The sequence below is a fragment of the Kaistia hirudinis genome (genome assembly GCF_014196455.1).
GTDB classification, from domain to species: Bacteria; Pseudomonadota; Alphaproteobacteria; order Rhizobiales; family Kaistiaceae; genus Kaistia; species Kaistia hirudinis.
This window is the reverse complement of sequence record NZ_JACIDS010000006.1, coordinates 315,476-330,232: the sequence shown is the minus strand read 5'-3', so window position 1 is coordinate 330,232 and position 14,757 is coordinate 315,476. Positions and strand designations below refer to the sequence as shown.

Below are 14,757 nucleotides of genomic sequence, written 5' to 3'. Positions count from 1 at the left end.
ACGCTTCGTTCATCGACCTATCAAGCAACCGATGCAATGCGCCGCACCATGCGGACCAAGCACGTGCTGCATGAGCGAACAGCCGGGATTCGAGCCGCATCGTCCCCCGCCGCAACACCCGTCATGGGCGTCCTGCGGCGGCTCTTCGATGCGCAGGCCATATGGCTACGGCCTCACACCTGCCGCTCGGCCTCTTTCCGTGCGTAGTAGTCGGCGTCCAGGCGGCCCTCGCCGGCCTTGAAATAGAACTGGCTCGCGACCAGCCAGCCTTTGAGCGGGCGGAGCGGTGGAATGCAGGTCAGCAGCAGGAAGGGCAAGGTCGTGAACAGGTGCACCCAATAGGGCGCCTGGAACGCGACCTCGATCCACAGCGCCAGCACGACCGCCGGGATGCAGGCGAAGCAGATCACGAAGAAGGCCGGTCCATCGGCCGGATCGGCGAAGGAATAATCGAGGCCGCACACTTCGCAGCGCGGCGCGAGCTTCAGGAAGCCGGAAAAAAGATGCCCCTCGCCGCAGCGCGGACAGCGGCCGCGTATGCCCGTCTTCAGCGGTGACAGGGGCGGATATTCGGCAGCATTCGCGATCATGTCGGCAACTCCGGAAGGTCACCCTTCATATTGTATGGATCGGTCTGGATTGAATGGCCAAAACGCCCATAATGTATGGATGCGTTTGTAGGGCCGGAGCGCCGTCATGTGGCAGCCGCGGATCAAGCGGACGGCGGGCACCAAATTTCTCGGCCTCGTCGCCGCAATCGAGGAGGATATCGCCGCCGGCCTGATCGCCGAAGGCGAGCCCATGCCGCCGCAGCGCGGCGTCGCCGATGCGCTCGGCATCGACCTCACCACCGTCACGCGCGCCTATAACGAGGCGAAGACGCGCGGGCTGATCGTGGCACGGCCGGGACGCGGCGGCACGCGGGTCGCGGAAAGCGCCGAGACGCGGGCCCGCCGCACGGCCGAGAGCCCCGTCGATCTCAGCCTCAACATCCCGCCGCAGCCGGCGCGCGCCGATCTCGCGACGCGCATCGGCCGCGCCGTCGCCGAGGTGCTGCGCGCGGGAACCGCGCCGGTCCTGCAATATCTGCCCCCGATCGGCGCCGAGGGAGATCGCGCCGCGGGGGCGGCCTTCCTGCTCGACGCTTTTGCGGAAGACGTCGCGCAGCGCCTGGCGCTGGTCGGCGGCGCGCAGGTCGGCCTCTTCGCCGTCATTTCCACCCTGCTCGGGCCGGGCGACACGCTGCTCACGGCCGCCGTGACCTATCCGGGCGCGCGCGACGCGGCGGAGCGGGTCGGCGCGCGGGCGGTCGGCATCGCCATGGATCGCGACGGCATCCTGCCGGAGGCGTTCGAAGCGGCGTGCCGGGCGGGCCGGCCCAAGGCGCTCTATGTCGTGCCGACGATTGACAATCCGACCACCGCGACGCTCCCGGAGGCGCGCCGCCGCGCGCTTGCCGGCATCGCGCGGCATCATGGCGTCGCGATCATCGAGGACGATCCCTATCGCCGCCTCGCCGCCGACGCTCCGCCGGCGATCGCCGTCTTCGCGCCTGAATGCAGCTGGCATATCGCGACGCTCGCCAAGATCGCGACGCCAGGATTGCGCATCGCCTATGTCGTGGCGCCGGGCGCGGCGGCGCTCGCCCGCCTCGGCGACGTCCTCCGCGCGACGCAGCTGATGCCGCCGCCCCTCATGGCCGCCGTCGCCGCACGGTGGATCTCCGATGGCAGCCTCGCGCGGATCACCGTTGCGCTGCGCGAGGAAGCGAGCGCCCGGCAGGCCATTGCGGCGAAGCTGCTCGCAGGCGCCGATCTCCGCGCCCACCCCGCCGGCCATCATGCCTGGCTGACGCTACCCGAGGGCTGGACGGCGGATCGCTTCGCGGCGGCAGCCGCGGCGAGCGGCGTGGCCGTGGTGCCGGCCTCCGCCTTTGCCGTCGGCAATACCGGACCGAATGCCGTCCGCCTCTCGCTCGGCGCGGCGGCGGACCGCATCGCGCTGGTCTCGGGCCTCAAGCGCATCGCCTCGCTGCTCGCCGCGCCGCGGCCGGCATGAAGGGCCACCTGTCCGATTTTGGGACGGCCGGTCCGATTTTTCTTGAACCGGGGTTGGGTCATTCCCACTTCCCTTTGCGTTGGGAAGTTTCCAGGAAGGAAGGATACATGACCCAAACACAGGCCCTGCGTCCCGGTTGGACGCCGCTCACCATCGCGCTGATGGTCCTCGGCTTCGTCTTCTTCTGGCCGCTCGGTCTGGCCATGCTCGCCTATATTCTCTTTGGCGATCGCATCCCAGAGTTTCGCCGTGGCGCGCGGGCCATGAAGGACGATTTCAGCCGCTCATTCGGCGGTTGCGGCGCACGCCGCAGCTGGAACGGCCCGACGGGCGCGTCGAGCGGCAATGCAGCCTTCGACGAGTATCGGGCGGCCGAACTGCGCCGTCTCGACGAGGAGCGCCGCCGTCTCGAGGACGAGCGCGCCGAGTTCGAGAGCTTCGTCCAGAACCTGCGCCGCGCCCGCGACCAGGAAGAGTTCGACCGCTTCAAGGCCGACCGCGACCGTGCCCGCCGCACGGAGCAGAGCCCGGCCAAGGGCGAGGACAGCAGCGAGCGGATCATCGATCTCTGATCGATCCCTGACCGTATCGATGAGGGCCGGGCCGCGAGGTTCGGCCCTTTTCATGTCAGACTGACCGCGACGAATCATTCGGGGACGAGGCCGTCCTATGGGCTTCCTGCCGCGCATCGGCGGCGCGCGACGCGACAGCGCCGCCGCGAGACCGGATCACTGCCATCTTGATATGGACGACGGCGCCCCCGTGCGCATCGCGATCCTCTGGAACCCGCGCGCTAGCCGCTACACGCTGCGCCTGCGCGGGTCGGTGCGCGAGCCGGTCGTCACCATCCCGCAGGGCGGGACGCTGGCCGAGGCGCGAGGCTTCCTCACCCGTCATCGTGGCTGGCTGAAGGCGCGGCTCGATGCATTGCCGAGCGCGACGCCGATCGCCGACGGTGCGGTCATCCCGCTGCGCGGCACGCCCGTCACCATCCGCCATGTCGGCGGGCGCGGGCTGGTCCGCGTCGAGACGGACGAGAACGGCTCGGCCCTGCTGGTCAGCGGCAGCGCCGAGCATCTCAAGCGCCGCGTCACCGATTTCCTGAAGCGCGAGGCGCGCGCCGATCTCGAGGCGGCCACGCTGCGCCATGCCGCAGCGCTTGGCGTCCGCGTCGCGACGATCCGCCTCGGCGATCCCGCCAGCCGCTGGGGCTCCTGCTCCTCGTCGGGAACGATCGCCTATTCCTGGCGCATCATCATGGCGCCGCCCGCCGTACTCGACTATCTCGTCGCACACGAAGTGGCGCATATGCGCGAGATGAACCATTCGCCGCGCTTCTGGCGTCTGGTGCGGACCATCTGCCCGGGCATGGAATCATCGAAGGCTTGGCTCGCCCGCAATGGGGCGAGCCTGCACGCGGTCGGCGCGGAGGACTGACCGTCCTCAGTTCTGGAGCGCGGCGGTGCCGTCGACGGCCGCCGGATAAGGCAGATCCGTCACCAGCTTGCCTGCGGGCGTCGTCTGCGCGAAGACCTTGTTGAGGTCGATCGCCAGGAAGGACGTGCGGTGCGCATAGTCCGAGATCAGCAGCTTGTTGTTGGTCAGGTCCTTGATCGCGACCCACTGCGTATAATCGGAAACGACCTGATCGCCGTCCTTGCTCTGCGCGATGCCCACGGGGATATCGACCGTGTTCAGGATATGGTCGATCGCCTGGATCGCCTCGTCGCCCGTCTTCGGCGGCGTGATGTAGTGGCGCAGGAACGCGGCGCGCACGAAGCGCGACGGCGGCGTATAGTCGCCCGGCAGGCCCATCATGCCGCCGCCCTGGCCGATCGCCGTCACATTGGCCGAACCGATCTGGCGCTCATTGACCCCCACGGTCGAGAGGCTGAGATAGTTCCTGAGGTTGGTGATGTGCCAGTCATAGGTCGGCGAATTGGTCAGGACATGCGCGACATTGTCGTGGATCTGCACCTCGCCGCCGACCCATTCGACGATGATGCTGTCACCGGTCTTGTCGGTCACGACGAGATGGATGGTCGGCGGGGTCGGGCCGCTCGGCAGCGAGGGATCGGTCCACACCTTCGTCTTCGCCAGGACCTCACGCGCCTCTGCGACGCTGCCGACCGTGCCGAGGACGAAGGCGCCGGCGCCGAGCACCGAGACGTAGTCCTTATCGTCCTTGGTGACGGTCTGGTACTGCGTGAAGCCGGGGAGGAAATTGCCGCTGATGCCGAGGCCGGCCGCGTTCTGCCCCTCGATGAAGGCGCCGCCCGGAAACACCTCCGCGCTGATGCCCACGAAGGCATATTTGGTCGCGACCTTGTGCTCCGGCAGCTTCAGCTCGGGCGGGGCGGCCAGCGTCAGCTCGGTGCCCTTGGGAACGCTCTTCAGCGTCCACTTCATGTCGAACGCCCATTCCATGGTGCGTCCGGCAATGACCGTTTTGTCGGCCGCGACGATGTCGACGGCCGTGCAGGCCAGTGCCTGGCTCAGTGAAGCGAGCACCGCGAGACCCGCAGCAGCAATGCGCAACATGATATTCATCTCCCTTGCGGCGGACCGACCTCCGCCCGACGCCCCGCGCGACCATAGCGCGGGACCGTTAAGAGATCGAAGAGCGATCAGCGCGGTGCGACATCGACGGCGATCATTTCGTGGTCGGAGATGGCGCTGCCATCGGCATCGACCGCCTCGATCGTACGGGGTACTGAAGCTTCGAGGCCGCGCGTGAACAGCCAGTCGATACGGCGGAAGGGCGGCTGCGGCTCGCCATCCGGCAGCGTGCGGATCGTCGGCTCGGCCGTGTTGGCGCCCTGCCAATCGAAGCCGGCGCCGCGCATCAGCGCAAAGAGCGGCTCCTGCGCATCGGGCTCGCTCAGCCAGGTCGCCGGGTCGAGCGGCAGCGCCTTGGTGTTGAGATCGCCGCCGATCACGGCCGGCAGGCCGGGATAGAGCCGATCCAGCGTATCGGCCAGACGGCCCATCTGCGCGGCCCGATCGGCGGCGTCGGACTTGCTTTCGAGATGCACGGAGACGGCGAGGATCGGGCCGGCGCGGGTCTCGATCTCGGCGGCGACCGCCATGCGATAGCCGAGCCGGCGCTGGTCGTCCTTGGCCGCGATCCACCAGACCGCGCCGTCGTCGAGCCGGATCAGCGACGGCTTGGAGAGGGCGAGCCGCGAGACAATCGCATTGCCGTGAAAGCCGACGCGGTTGCGCGCGCCGCGATGCCATTCCCGCTCGCGCGCGTCGCCGAGGCCGAGCTCGACGAATTCGACGCCATAGGCGTAGCCCATGCCGAGCGCACCGGCGAGTTCGGAGACGGTGTGGCGGTTGCCGGAGCGTGCCATGCCGACATCGGCCTCGGTGAGCAGCAGCACATCGGCGCCCGCGGCGCGGACCAGATCGGCCGAGGGAGCGGCATGCTTCAGCCGCTCGGCATTCCAGGCGGCGATGACGAGCGGACCGGAGGCGAGATCCCGCGGCCGCGGCGCGCGGAGTTCGAGCGCGTTGAAGGCCGGCAGATCGAGCGCGAAGCAGTCATGCGCCGCGCGCGTCGGCTCGGCCGCCAGCGCCGCCGTGAACAGATCGGCGTGCGGCGCCGGCAGGGCCGGCACCGTGGCCGTCACGACAGGGGCAACGCCGCTGAACTGGTCCATGGGCTGTCGCTTCAGGCGGCGTCAGCGGCGAAGCGGCGATTGACCCGCTCGGCCAGGTCGCGCGCCTTGGCGAGGCAATCTGCGCGCTCCGCCTCGAAACGCTCGCCGATCTCCATGATCAGCGCCGTCCCCGGCAGCGGGTCGATCTCGTCGAAGATCGCATCGAAGGGCAGGTCGCCCCAGCCGAGCGGCATGTGCAGGTCGCCGATGCCGAGCGCGATCGCCTCGCTCGTATAATAGAACTTCGACATGGTGTAGGGCCTGCCGAAGCTGTCATGGACGTGCAGATGGCCCGCGACCGGCGCCATCGCGCGGATCTCGGCGCGGAAATCGGCGCCGATGCGCGTCGTCTCGATATAGCCATGCGAGAAGTCGATCAGGCCGACCAGCGCGGGATGATTGACCGCGCGCACCGTCTCCGCGACCTCCGACGGGGTCTGGCGGTATTCGGTGTCGGCGACGGCGAAGATGTTCTCGAGCGCGACGCGGACACCCGCCTTGCCGGCAATGTCGGCGATCTCGGAAAGCGCCTCGCGCTCCAGCGCGTCATAGCGCTCGCGCATCGGCCGCGGTCCGATCGGCATCTGGCCGCTGTGCTGCACCAGCACGTCGGCGCCGATGCGCCGGCACAGCTCCAGCATCGCCTTCGCCACTGCCTTCTGCCAGTCGAGATGCGCCGCATCCATGAAGTTCGAGACGATGAGGCCATGGACCGAATAGCGGATGTCGAACTTGGCGCAGATCTCGACGAGGCGCTTGGCGCGGCTCTCGATGATGCGCCCGCCGGCGATCAGGTCCTCGCCGAAGAGGGCGAGCTCGGCGACGTCGGCGCCGAGATCGACGATGCGGCGGATCGAATCCTCGAGCGTCGCGAGATCGCCGGCGCGCGCCGTGGTCGAGAAACCGACATGGGAGATGACCTTGGTCATGGGGAGCATCCTTGCGTGTTTCAGTTGGCGGCCATCGCCGGGGCGGCGGCCTTGCCGTCGATCCTCAGTCCGGATTCGGCAGAATAAAGGTGGACGTCCTGCGGCGCGATGCGGATGCCGACGGCATCGCCCGCCTTCAGCGTCGTCGTCTCGGCGATCGCGACCGCGAAGGAGAGGCCGTCGAGATCGGTGTGGACCACGCGTCCGGCGCCGAGTTCCTCGACGAAATCCACGACCGCGTCGAGCGAGCCCTCCGTGCCGGCCGGCACGAGGCGCGCGGCCTCGGCGCGAACGCCGAGCGCGACGCGCGCTCCGGCAGGAGCAAGGCTCGGTGGCAACGCGACCCGCCGCGTCTGGTCATAGATGAAGACGTCATGCGCATCGACGACGCCCTCCATGAGGTTCATGGCCGGCGAGCCGACGAAGCCGGCGACGAAGCGTGTCGCCGGGCGGTTATAGACCTCGGCCGGCGTGCCGACCTGCTCGACGCGGCCGCCATTCATGACGATGAGCCGGTCCGCGAGCGTCATCGCCTCGATCTGGTCATGCGTCACGAAGACGGAGGTGGCGCCGAGGCGGCGATGCAGGCGGCGGATCTCGGCCCGCATGGCGACGCGGAGCTTCGCGTCGAGATTCGACAGCGGCTCGTCGAAGAGGAAGACGCCGGGTTCGCGCACGATCGCCCGCCCCATGGCGACGCGCTGGCGCTGGCCGCCGGAGAGCGCCGCGGGCTTGCGATCGAGGAAGGCCTCGAGCCCCACGATCTTCGCCGTCTCGGCGACGCGCCGCAGCCGCTCCGCCTTCGGAACACCGGCAACCTTGAGCGCATAGCCGATATTCTCGCCGACGCTCATATGCGGATAGAGCGCGTAGTTCTGGAACACCATGGCGCAGCCGCGCTCGCGCGGCTCCAGCTTGTTGACCACGCGGCCATCGATCGCGATCTCGCCCGACGAGATCTCCTCCAGCCCCGCGATCATCCGCAACAGGGTCGACTTGCCGCAGCCCGACGGACCGAGAACGACGATGAATTCGCCGGAAGCGATTTCGAGATCGACGCCGTGGACGACGGCGTTCTTGCCATAGGCCTTGCGGACATTGCGGATCGCGATGGAGCCCATCCTGGTTCCCCTTCGTCTATTTCTCGGTGGAGATGAGGCCGCGCACGAACCAGCGCTGCATGAGGATCACGACAATGAGCGGCGGCGTCATGATGAGGAGCGTGCCGGCCATGGCGACGTTCCAGTCGGGCAGGCCGAATTCCGAGGGAATCAGCGACCTGAGCTCGGTGACGGCGATGCCGAAATTGGGATCGGTGGTGACCAGCAGCGGCCACAGATACTGGTTCCACGCCCAGACGAACATGATCGTGAACAGCGCGATCATGTTGGAGCGCGAGAGCGGGATCAGCACGTCCCAGAAGAAGCGCAGCGGCCCCGATCCGTCCATCTTGGAGGCTTCCGCCAGTTCCTCCGGCACCGTCAGGTAGAACTGGCGATAGAGAAAGGTCCCGGTCGCAGTGGCGACGAGCGGCAGGACCAGGCCCGGATAGGAATTGAGCAGGCCCCATTGCAGCTTGATCTGCAGGCCAGCGAGATGGGCGGCGAGCCAGGTGACGCCGGTGACGTCGAGCAGCGCCTGGAACGGCGCCAGCACATTGGCGGCCACCGCATAGGTCGGGACGATGCGGACCTCGAGCGGCAGCATCAACGTGACGAAGATCGCCCAGAAGATCAGCGAGCGTCCCGGAAAGCGGAAATAGACGATCGAGAACGCGGCCATCGCGGAGAGGATGACCTTGCCGCAGGCGACCGCGGTGGCGAAGATCACCGAATTGAACAGCTTGCGCCCGAGGTCCGCCCGCACCCACGCCTCGTGGATATTGGCCATGAAATCGTGCCCGGGCATCAGCGGCATCGGGACGATGTTGACCGTCTTGATGTCGTGCGTCGCCGCGATGATGACGACCGCGAAGGGGAGCAGCGCCGTCAGCAAGCCGACAAACAGGATCAGATGGCAGATGGCGTTGAATATCGGCGTGCGCTCGACCATCACGACCTCATTTGTAATGGATGCGCCGCTCGATGAAGCGGAACTGCAGGATGGTGAGCAGGATGACCAGCACCATCAGGATGATCGACTGGGCGGCGGCACCGGAATAGTCGAGGCCTTTGAAGCCGTCGAAATAGATCTTGTAGACCATGAGTTCGGTGGCCCGGGCCGGGCCGCCCTGCGTCATGATATCGACGATGCCGAAGGAGTCCTGGAAGCTCTCGGTGATGTTGATCACTAGCAGGAAGAACAGCGTCGGCGTCAGGAGCGGCAGCTGGATGTCGAAGACGCGGCGCAGCGGTCCGGAACCGTCCATGGCCGCCGCCTCGATCAGCGAGCGGGGAATGCCCTGCAGCGCCGAGAGGAAGAAGATGAAGTTGTAGCCGATATATTTCCACGAGAAGGCGACGATGATCGCGATCATCGCGTCATTGCCGTCGAGCGCGGGATTCCAGATATCGGGCCAGACGCGGTTGAGGATCGACAGGAGGCCGGCCTCGGGCGCCAGGATGAAGCGGAACGCGAGGCCGAGGGCCGGTGCCGCGATCGCGTATGGCCAGACGAAGATGGAGCGATAGGCGCTGTGGCCCTTCATCTCGCGATCCGTCAGCACGGCGAGCACCAGCGCGACGCCCATAGCGATCGCGGTCGAGCCGGCGCCGAAGACGAGACTGCGGGTGATCGAGTTCCAGTAGATCGGGTCCTTCAGCAGATGGGCGAAGTTCTGGAAGCCGACCCATTTGTTGCCGCCGCCCCAGGGCTGTTCCAGCGTGAACGCCCAGAAGAGCGCCTGGCCGCCGGGCCAGTAGAAGAACACGAAGACGAGCAGCAGCATCGGGAAGGCGAAGAGCAGGCCGATGGTCGTCGATGAAAATGTAACCCGCTTTTCCATGCGCGAACCCTCGCTGGCGCCGAGCCTTTGCGGCGTCCCGTGACGGGATGTCCGTCGCAGCCGCATCCCCCAATGAAATGCCCTCCCCCACGCGAGCGGGAGAGGGCGATGCCGGGGTGGGGTCTACGGCAGCTGCTTGCCTTCGTAGGTCTGCTCGAAGCGGCGCAGGATCTCGTTGCCGCGGGCAGCGGCCGCGTCGAGCGAGGCCTGGACGTCCTCGTTCTTGATGAAGATCGCCTGCAGGCCGTTGGAGATTTCCTGGCGGATCTGGAGGAGGCCGCCGAGGCGGATGCCCGGGAAGGAATTCGCGTCATCGGCGGGCGAGGCGGTCAGGCTCTTGATCGCCAGTTCGCGGCCGGCATAGGGCGCCTTGTCGTAGAAGCCCTGCTTGACGAGATACTCATAGCCGGAATTGCGGACCGGGATGTAGCCGGTCACGGTCGACCAGGTCAGCGCCTCTTCCGGCTTCGCAATGAAGTTGAAGAAGGCGGCGGCGGCCTTGTAGTCCGCGTCCTGCTTGCCGGAGAGCACCCAGAGCGAGGCACCGCCGACGAAGGAATGCTTGCGCTCGGTTCCGGCATAGACCGGGAGCATGGCAACGCCCCAGTTCATGCCTTCCTTGGCGGTGCGGCCGATATTGCCGTGGTCGCCGACCGAGGTCAGGATCACCTGGCAGTCGCCGGCGGCGAACGCCTCGACGAAGGTCTGGCCCGTCTCCTTCGACTTGATGACGGCGTAGCCCTTGTCGTACCAGTTCTTCCAGTCCTTCACGAACTGGACCCACTTGCCCTTGTTGAAGACCAGCTCGGCGTCGAGGCCTTCATAGCCGTTGCGCTTGGTCGCGATCGGCTCGCCATGGATGGCGTTGAACTGCTCCTCGAACTGCCACACCTCGTCACGCGAGATGTTGAAGCCGAGCGGGCAGGCATAGCCGGCTTCCTTCAGCGCCTTGAAGTCGTCCGCGGCCTCTTCCCAGGTCGCCGGCGCATGATCCTTGCCGATCTTGGCGAAGGCATCCTTGTTCCAGTAGAGCAGTGCGGTCGAGGAGTTGAAGGGGAACGAGTACATGTCGCCCTTCGAGGTGGCGTAATACGCCTTGATGCCCCCGAAATAGTCGTTCCAGTCGACCGTATAGCCCATGTCGGCCATCAGCTTGTTCGCCGGATAGAAGGCGCCCGAAAGCATGATGTCGAGCGTGCCGGCATCGGAGACCTGCGCGATGGTCGGCTGCTGGCCGGCGCGGAAGGCCGCGATCGTGTTCTGCAGCGAGGCGTCGTAGGAGCCCTGCGAGGTGCAGACGACCTCATAGTCCGACTGCGAAGCGTTGAAGCGGTCGCACTGCTCCTGGACGCGCTTGGCGATATCGCCCGAATTGCCGAACCAGAAGTCGATCTTGTGCTTTTCGGCGGCGGCCGGACCGGCCAGGAGAGCGCTCAGCGCAAACGCGCTGACGGCGCCGAGAATCTTGGCGTTCATGAGAACCTCGCGAAGGGATGGAGCGCCGCTCTCGGCGCGACGGCCACCGCTTAGCTCATCCGGTCGCCTGATAGTAATGAAGTTTCAATGACATCCCGGCTAATTATGAGCCGGCTTCATTTCGTCGCTCGAACGGCCGGAGGCACTCGGGCGAGACAGCGGGCGGCGCCCGTGGCACCATGGCGGCCCCTTCCGGAACCGGCCATGTCACGCTCCGAACGCCTGCTCACCCTGCTCCAGGCCCTGCGCCGCCACCGCCTGCCCGTGAGCGGGCGCGCGCTGGCGGAGGAGCTCGGCGTCAGCGTGCGCACGCTCTATCGCGACGTCGCGACGCTGCAGGCGCAGGGCGCCGATATCCAGGGCGAGGCCGGCGTCGGCTATGTGCTGAAGCCCGGCTTCATGCTGCCGCCGCTGATGTTCTCGGAGGAGGAGATCGAGGCCTTCGTGCTCGGCATGCGCTTCGTGGCGAGCCATGGCGATGCGGCGCTGCGTCATGCGGCGGAAGGCGTGCTGGCGAAGGTCGCGACCGTGCTGCCGGCGGATCTGAAGGCCGGGCTGGACGGCTCGACGCTGCTCGCGAGCGGCCTGAAGCAGACCGGCGAACGCATCGATCTCGCTCTGGTCCGCAAGGCGATCCGCACCGAGCGCAAGCTCACGATCGCCTATGCGGACGGGGTGGGACAGGCGAGCGAGCGGACGATCTGGCCCTTCGCGCTCGGCTTCTTCGAAAAGGTGAGGGTTCTCGTCGCCTGGTGCGAGCTGCGGCAGGACTTCCGCCATTTCCGCACCGACCGGATCGAGCGCTTCACCATTCTCGACGAGCGCTATCCGAGCCGCCGCGCCGGGCTGCTCAAGACCTGGCGCGAGAAGGAGGGGATCCAGCATCATGCTGACAGAAACTGACAGCAGGACCGCGTAGATCCATCCCGTCAGCAACGACGGAGGCCGGTCATGGCAAATCTCAATCTCATCGTTCTCTATGTCGAGGATCCGGCGGCGAGCGCCGCCTTCTACGAAAAGCTGCTCGGCGCCACGCCCGCGGCGGTGAGCCCCAATTTCTACGCCTTCCCCATGGCGGGCGACGGCACGCTCGGCCTCTGGCGCAAGAGCCATGTGAAGCCGGAGCCGGTGGGTTCGGGCGCCGCCAACGAGATCGGCATCATGCTGCGCGACGCCGACGCGATCGCATCCTGCTTCCAGCGCTGGAAGGCGGATGGCGTTTCTATCGAGGAGGATCTGGTCACGCTCGACTTCGGCCCCACCTTCGTCGCGCGCGACCCGGATGGCCATCGCATCCGCGTCTGCCTGTTCGACAACTGACATGCGCACCTGGATCGGCGTCGCTTCGGCGGATCATGTGGCCATCGGCCGGGCCGGCGGCTTTGCGCAGCTCGGACATGGCAAGGCGGCACCGCTGAAGCGCCTCCGGCCCGGCGACGGCATCGCCTATTATTCGCCGGTGCGAAAGCTCGGCGGCACGGAGCGCGTCCAGGCCTTCACGGCCATCGGCATCGTGCGGCCCGGGGAGATCTATCCCGCCGTGATGGGCGAGGATTTCGTCTGTTCGCGCCGCGATATCGACTGGCTGGAGAGCCAGGAGGCGCCGATCGCACCGCTGCTCGAAAGCCTCGCTCTGACCAAGGGCAAGCGGAACTGGGGCTATGCCTTCCGCTTCGGGCTGGTCGAGATCGACGAGGCGGACTTCCGCCTCATCGCCGCGGCGATGGCGGCGAACTGGCCCGTCGACGCGGTCACAGCGTGACGCCGAGCCGCTCGGTCCAGACGAGCCCTTCCAGCGTGTCGCCGCGCGGCTTGTATTCGCAGCCGACCCAGCCGGCATAGCCGAGCGCCTCGAGCTCCAGGAAGATGGCGGGATAGGAAATCTCGCCCTCGTCCGGCTCGTGGCGGCTCGGCACCGCCGCGATCTGCACATGGCCGACCAGCGGGAAGAAGCGGCGGAGCCGCATGATCACGTCGCCGCTCGCGACGCCGACATGATAGACGTCGAACATCAGCCGGACATTCGGCGCGCCGACGGCGTCGATGATCTCAGCCGCTTCCTCGACGGTCGAATAGAAATAGCCGGGCACGTCGCGGGGATTGAGCGGCTCGAGCAGCAGCGTCACGCCGGAGCGCTGCGCCTCCGCCGCGGCCCGCTTCAGATTGGCGACCAGCGTGGCGCGAGCTTCGCCCCCCGCCGGCACGACGCCCGCCATGGCATGCACCATGGTCGTGCCGGTCGCCGCGCAATAGGCGAGCGACTGGCCGACAACCGCCTCGAAGGCCGCCTCGCGGCCGGGAACCGCACCGAGGCCGAACTCGCCCGCGGCACGATCGCCCGGCGCCGTATTGATGCCGGTGAGCACGACATCCGCCGCCTCGCAGGCGGCGGCAAGCGTCTCCGCCGGCACGTCGTAAGGCCAGTGCAGCTCGATCGCACGGAAACCCGCGCGCGCCGCCGCCTCGATGCGGCCGAGCAGCGGCAGCTCGGGAAAGAGGAAGCCGAGATTGGCGCTGAAGCCCTTCATGACAGCCCCTTTCGATTGGTCGTTTCGCGAACCTCGCCCCATGTTCCGGCGTCATCCCGGGCTTGACCCGGGATCCATACAGCCGAGGTGCGATACGATCAGACGCCTCAGGCTGAATGGATCCCGGCTTTCGCCGGGATGACGGCGGAATGGACCTCAAGCGACGAAGGTTCCGCCGAGTTCGTCCTCGATATGGGCGCGGATGATTTCGTCGAAGTTCTTTTCCGCGCGGAAGCCGAGCTCATGCGCGCGGCGCGTGTCGAAATTCGTCGCCCAGCCATCGACGATCTTGATGATGACCGGATCGGGCACGCGCTTGATCCGCGCCGCGACATTCGGCCCGGCAATGCGGGTCAGCGCCTCGATCTCGTCGCCAACCGTGCAGGAGAGGCCCGGCATCGAGATGGCGCGGCGCGGGCCGATGGCATCGCCCGACAGCGTCGCGGCATCCTTCAGGAAGCCGACGGCGGCGCGCGGCGAGGCGAACCAGTGGCGCACGCTCTCGGAGACCGGGAGCACCGCCTCCTCGCCGTTCAGCGGCTCGCGGATGATGTTGGAGAAGAAGCCCGAGGCCGCCTTGTTCGGCCGGCCCGGCCGCACGCAGATCGTCGGCAGGCGGATCGCGATGCCATCGAAGAAGCCGCGGCGCGAATAGTCGGAAAGCAGCAGCTCGCCGATCGCCTTCTGCGTGCCATAGCTCGTCAGCGGCGTCGTGAAGAACTCGTCGGGGATGGTCTGCGGGAACGGTGATCCGAACACGGCGATCGACGAGGTGAAGACGATGCGGGGCTTGTAGCCGTCGCCGATCAGTCGGATCGCATCGAACAGCTCGCGCGTGCCGTCGAGATTGATCCGGTAGCCCTTGTCGAAATCGGCCTCGGCCTCGCCGGAGACGATCGCGGCGAGATGGAAGATCATGCCGGGACGATCGGCCACCAGCTTCGCGGAGGTGCCGGGGGTGGAGAGGTCGGCCGCGATCCGGTCGACGCGCCCGGTGAAACCGGCCGGCGCCGACGGCTCGATGACGTCGACCAGCGTCAAACGCTCGATGGCTTGGCCGCCGATGCCGCCATCCGCGACGAGCGCGTCGGTCAGCTTGCGGCCGACCATGCCGGCGGCACCGATGATCAGGACATGCATATCGAATTTCCTCCCGC

General features: G+C 67.3%; 16 protein-coding genes. 6 read left to right on the top strand and 10 right to left on the bottom strand.

The features are described from left to right. Positions 1 to 173 precede the first annotated feature (173 nt). Positions 174 to 590: a DUF983 domain-containing protein gene (locus tag GGR25_RS23080; RefSeq protein WP_183401237.1), complete on the bottom strand. Its 417-nt coding sequence runs from the start codon at positions 588 to 590 to the stop codon at positions 174 to 176. Positions 591 to 696: 106 nt separating this feature from the next. On the opposite strand from GGR25_RS23080, the gene GGR25_RS23075 reads away from it, so the two are divergent. From GGR25_RS23075 to GGR25_RS23065, 3 genes are all read left to right on the top strand, one after another. Next, entirely contained in the window at positions 697 to 2,058 is a 1,362-nt protein-coding gene (locus GGR25_RS23075; protein WP_183401236.1) for an aminotransferase-like domain-containing protein, read from the top strand. Between the two features lie 107 nt (positions 2,059 to 2,165). Then, complete coding sequence (locus GGR25_RS23070) at positions 2,166 to 2,630, top strand: DUF2852 domain-containing protein (protein WP_183401235.1); 465 nt, start codon at positions 2,166 to 2,168, stop codon at positions 2,628 to 2,630. 172 nt (positions 2,631 to 2,802) lie between these two features. Beyond that, positions 2,803 to 3,495, top strand: coding sequence for a M48 family metallopeptidase (locus GGR25_RS23065; protein WP_246410203.1), 693 nt, complete (start codon positions 2,803 to 2,805; stop codon positions 3,493 to 3,495). Positions 3,496 to 3,501: 6 nt separating this feature from the next. On the opposite strand, the gene GGR25_RS23060 is transcribed toward GGR25_RS23065, so the two are convergent. The 7 genes from GGR25_RS23060 to GGR25_RS23030 form a co-directional block, all read right to left on the bottom strand. Then, positions 3,502 to 4,599, bottom strand: coding sequence for a choloylglycine hydrolase family protein (locus GGR25_RS23060; protein ID WP_183401233.1), 1,098 nt, complete (start codon positions 4,597 to 4,599; stop codon positions 3,502 to 3,504). 86 nt (positions 4,600 to 4,685) lie between these two features. Continuing rightward, on the bottom strand, positions 4,686 to 5,723 hold the full coding sequence (locus tag GGR25_RS23055; protein WP_183401232.1) for an endonuclease/exonuclease/phosphatase family protein: 1,038 nt from the start codon (positions 5,721 to 5,723) through the stop codon (positions 4,686 to 4,688). An 11-nt stretch (positions 5,724 to 5,734) separates the two neighbouring features. Beyond that, positions 5,735 to 6,652 (bottom strand): sugar phosphate isomerase/epimerase family protein, encoded by a 918-nt coding sequence (locus GGR25_RS23050; protein ID WP_183401231.1) that lies wholly within the window; start codon positions 6,650 to 6,652, stop codon positions 5,735 to 5,737. Between the two features lie 20 nt (positions 6,653 to 6,672). After that, on the bottom strand, positions 6,673 to 7,773 hold the full coding sequence (ugpC, locus tag GGR25_RS23045) for a sn-glycerol-3-phosphate ABC transporter ATP-binding protein UgpC (protein ID WP_183401230.1): 1,101 nt from the start codon (positions 7,771 to 7,773) through the stop codon (positions 6,673 to 6,675). Positions 7,774 to 7,789: 16 nt separating this feature from the next. Continuing rightward, the gene (locus GGR25_RS23040; RefSeq protein ID WP_183401229.1) at positions 7,790 to 8,704 is read right to left on the bottom strand and encodes an ABC transporter permease subunit; all 915 of its coding nucleotides are present in this window, start codon (positions 8,702 to 8,704) and stop codon (positions 7,790 to 7,792) included. Between the two features lie 7 nt (positions 8,705 to 8,711). Beyond that, positions 8,712 to 9,596: a carbohydrate ABC transporter permease gene (locus GGR25_RS23035; RefSeq protein ID WP_183401228.1), complete on the bottom strand. Its 885-nt coding sequence runs from the start codon at positions 9,594 to 9,596 to the stop codon at positions 8,712 to 8,714. 123 nt (positions 9,597 to 9,719) lie between these two features. Next, complete coding sequence (locus tag GGR25_RS23030) at positions 9,720 to 11,072, bottom strand: extracellular solute-binding protein (protein ID WP_183401227.1); 1,353 nt, start codon at positions 11,070 to 11,072, stop codon at positions 9,720 to 9,722. Positions 11,073 to 11,276: 204 nt separating this feature from the next. Between GGR25_RS23030 and GGR25_RS23025 the strand changes: the two genes are divergently transcribed. Genes GGR25_RS23025 through GGR25_RS23015 form a run of 3 tightly spaced genes read left to right on the top strand, consistent with a single transcriptional unit; the run spans position 11,277 to position 12,834 of the window. Further along, positions 11,277 to 11,975 (top strand): helix-turn-helix transcriptional regulator, encoded by a 699-nt coding sequence (locus tag GGR25_RS23025; protein ID WP_183401226.1) that lies wholly within the window; start codon positions 11,277 to 11,279, stop codon positions 11,973 to 11,975. A 48-nt stretch (positions 11,976 to 12,023) separates the two neighbouring features. Continuing rightward, positions 12,024 to 12,392: a VOC family protein gene (locus tag GGR25_RS23020; protein ID WP_183401225.1), complete on the top strand. Its 369-nt coding sequence runs from the start codon at positions 12,024 to 12,026 to the stop codon at positions 12,390 to 12,392. A gap of 1 nt (position 12,393) precedes the next feature. Further along, on the top strand, positions 12,394 to 12,834 hold the full coding sequence (locus GGR25_RS23015; protein ID WP_183401224.1) for an EVE domain-containing protein: 441 nt from the start codon (positions 12,394 to 12,396) through the stop codon (positions 12,832 to 12,834). On the opposite strand, the gene GGR25_RS23010 is transcribed toward GGR25_RS23015, so the two are convergent. Both GGR25_RS23010 and denD read right to left on the bottom strand, forming a co-directional pair. Next, positions 12,824 to 13,600 (bottom strand): hydroxypyruvate isomerase family protein, encoded by a 777-nt coding sequence (locus GGR25_RS23010; protein ID WP_183401223.1) that lies wholly within the window; start codon positions 13,598 to 13,600, stop codon positions 12,824 to 12,826. The genes GGR25_RS23015 and GGR25_RS23010 overlap by 11 nt on opposite strands. A 156-nt stretch (positions 13,601 to 13,756) precedes the next feature. Next, a complete protein-coding gene (gene denD / locus GGR25_RS23005; protein ID WP_183401222.1) occupies positions 13,757 to 14,740 on the bottom strand; it encodes a D-erythronate dehydrogenase in 984 nt (327 codons plus the stop codon). Between the last annotated feature and the right edge of the window lie 17 nt (positions 14,741 to 14,757).

Bases quoted from the DNA above. Each gene is read 5' to 3' on its own strand.
- GGR25_RS23080 (WP_183401237.1), bottom strand. From the start codon at position 590: ATGATCGCGAATGCTGCCGAATATCCGCCCCTGTCACCGCTGAAGACG.
- GGR25_RS23075 (WP_183401236.1), top strand. From the start codon at position 697: ATGTGGCAGCCGCGGATCAAGCGGACGGCGGGCACCAAATTTCTCGGC.
- GGR25_RS23070 (WP_183401235.1), top strand. From the start codon at position 2,166: ATGACCCAAACACAGGCCCTGCGTCCCGGTTGGACGCCGCTCACCATC.
- GGR25_RS23065 (WP_246410203.1), top strand. From the start codon at position 2,803: ATGGACGACGGCGCCCCCGTGCGCATCGCGATCCTCTGGAACCCGCGC.
- GGR25_RS23060 (WP_183401233.1), bottom strand. From the start codon at position 4,599: ATGTTGCGCATTGCTGCTGCGGGTCTCGCGGTGCTCGCTTCACTGAGC.
- GGR25_RS23055 (WP_183401232.1), bottom strand. From the start codon at position 5,723: ATGGACCAGTTCAGCGGCGTTGCCCCTGTCGTGACGGCCACGGTGCCG.
- GGR25_RS23050 (WP_183401231.1), bottom strand. From the start codon at position 6,652: ATGACCAAGGTCATCTCCCATGTCGGTTTCTCGACCACGGCGCGCGCC.
- ugpC (WP_183401230.1), bottom strand. From the start codon at position 7,773: ATGGGCTCCATCGCGATCCGCAATGTCCGCAAGGCCTATGGCAAGAAC.
- GGR25_RS23040 (WP_183401229.1), bottom strand. From the start codon at position 8,704: ATGGTCGAGCGCACGCCGATATTCAACGCCATCTGCCATCTGATCCTG.
- GGR25_RS23035 (WP_183401228.1), bottom strand. From the start codon at position 9,596: ATGGAAAAGCGGGTTACATTTTCATCGACGACCATCGGCCTGCTCTTC.
- GGR25_RS23030 (WP_183401227.1), bottom strand. From the start codon at position 11,072: ATGAACGCCAAGATTCTCGGCGCCGTCAGCGCGTTTGCGCTGAGCGCT.
- GGR25_RS23025 (WP_183401226.1), top strand. From the start codon at position 11,277: ATGTCACGCTCCGAACGCCTGCTCACCCTGCTCCAGGCCCTGCGCCGC.
- GGR25_RS23020 (WP_183401225.1), top strand. From the start codon at position 12,024: ATGGCAAATCTCAATCTCATCGTTCTCTATGTCGAGGATCCGGCGGCG.
- GGR25_RS23015 (WP_183401224.1), top strand. From the start codon at position 12,394: ATGCGCACCTGGATCGGCGTCGCTTCGGCGGATCATGTGGCCATCGGC.
- GGR25_RS23010 (WP_183401223.1), bottom strand. From the start codon at position 13,600: ATGAAGGGCTTCAGCGCCAATCTCGGCTTCCTCTTTCCCGAGCTGCCG.
- denD (WP_183401222.1), bottom strand. From the start codon at position 14,740: ATGCATGTCCTGATCATCGGTGCCGCCGGCATGGTCGGCCGCAAGCTG.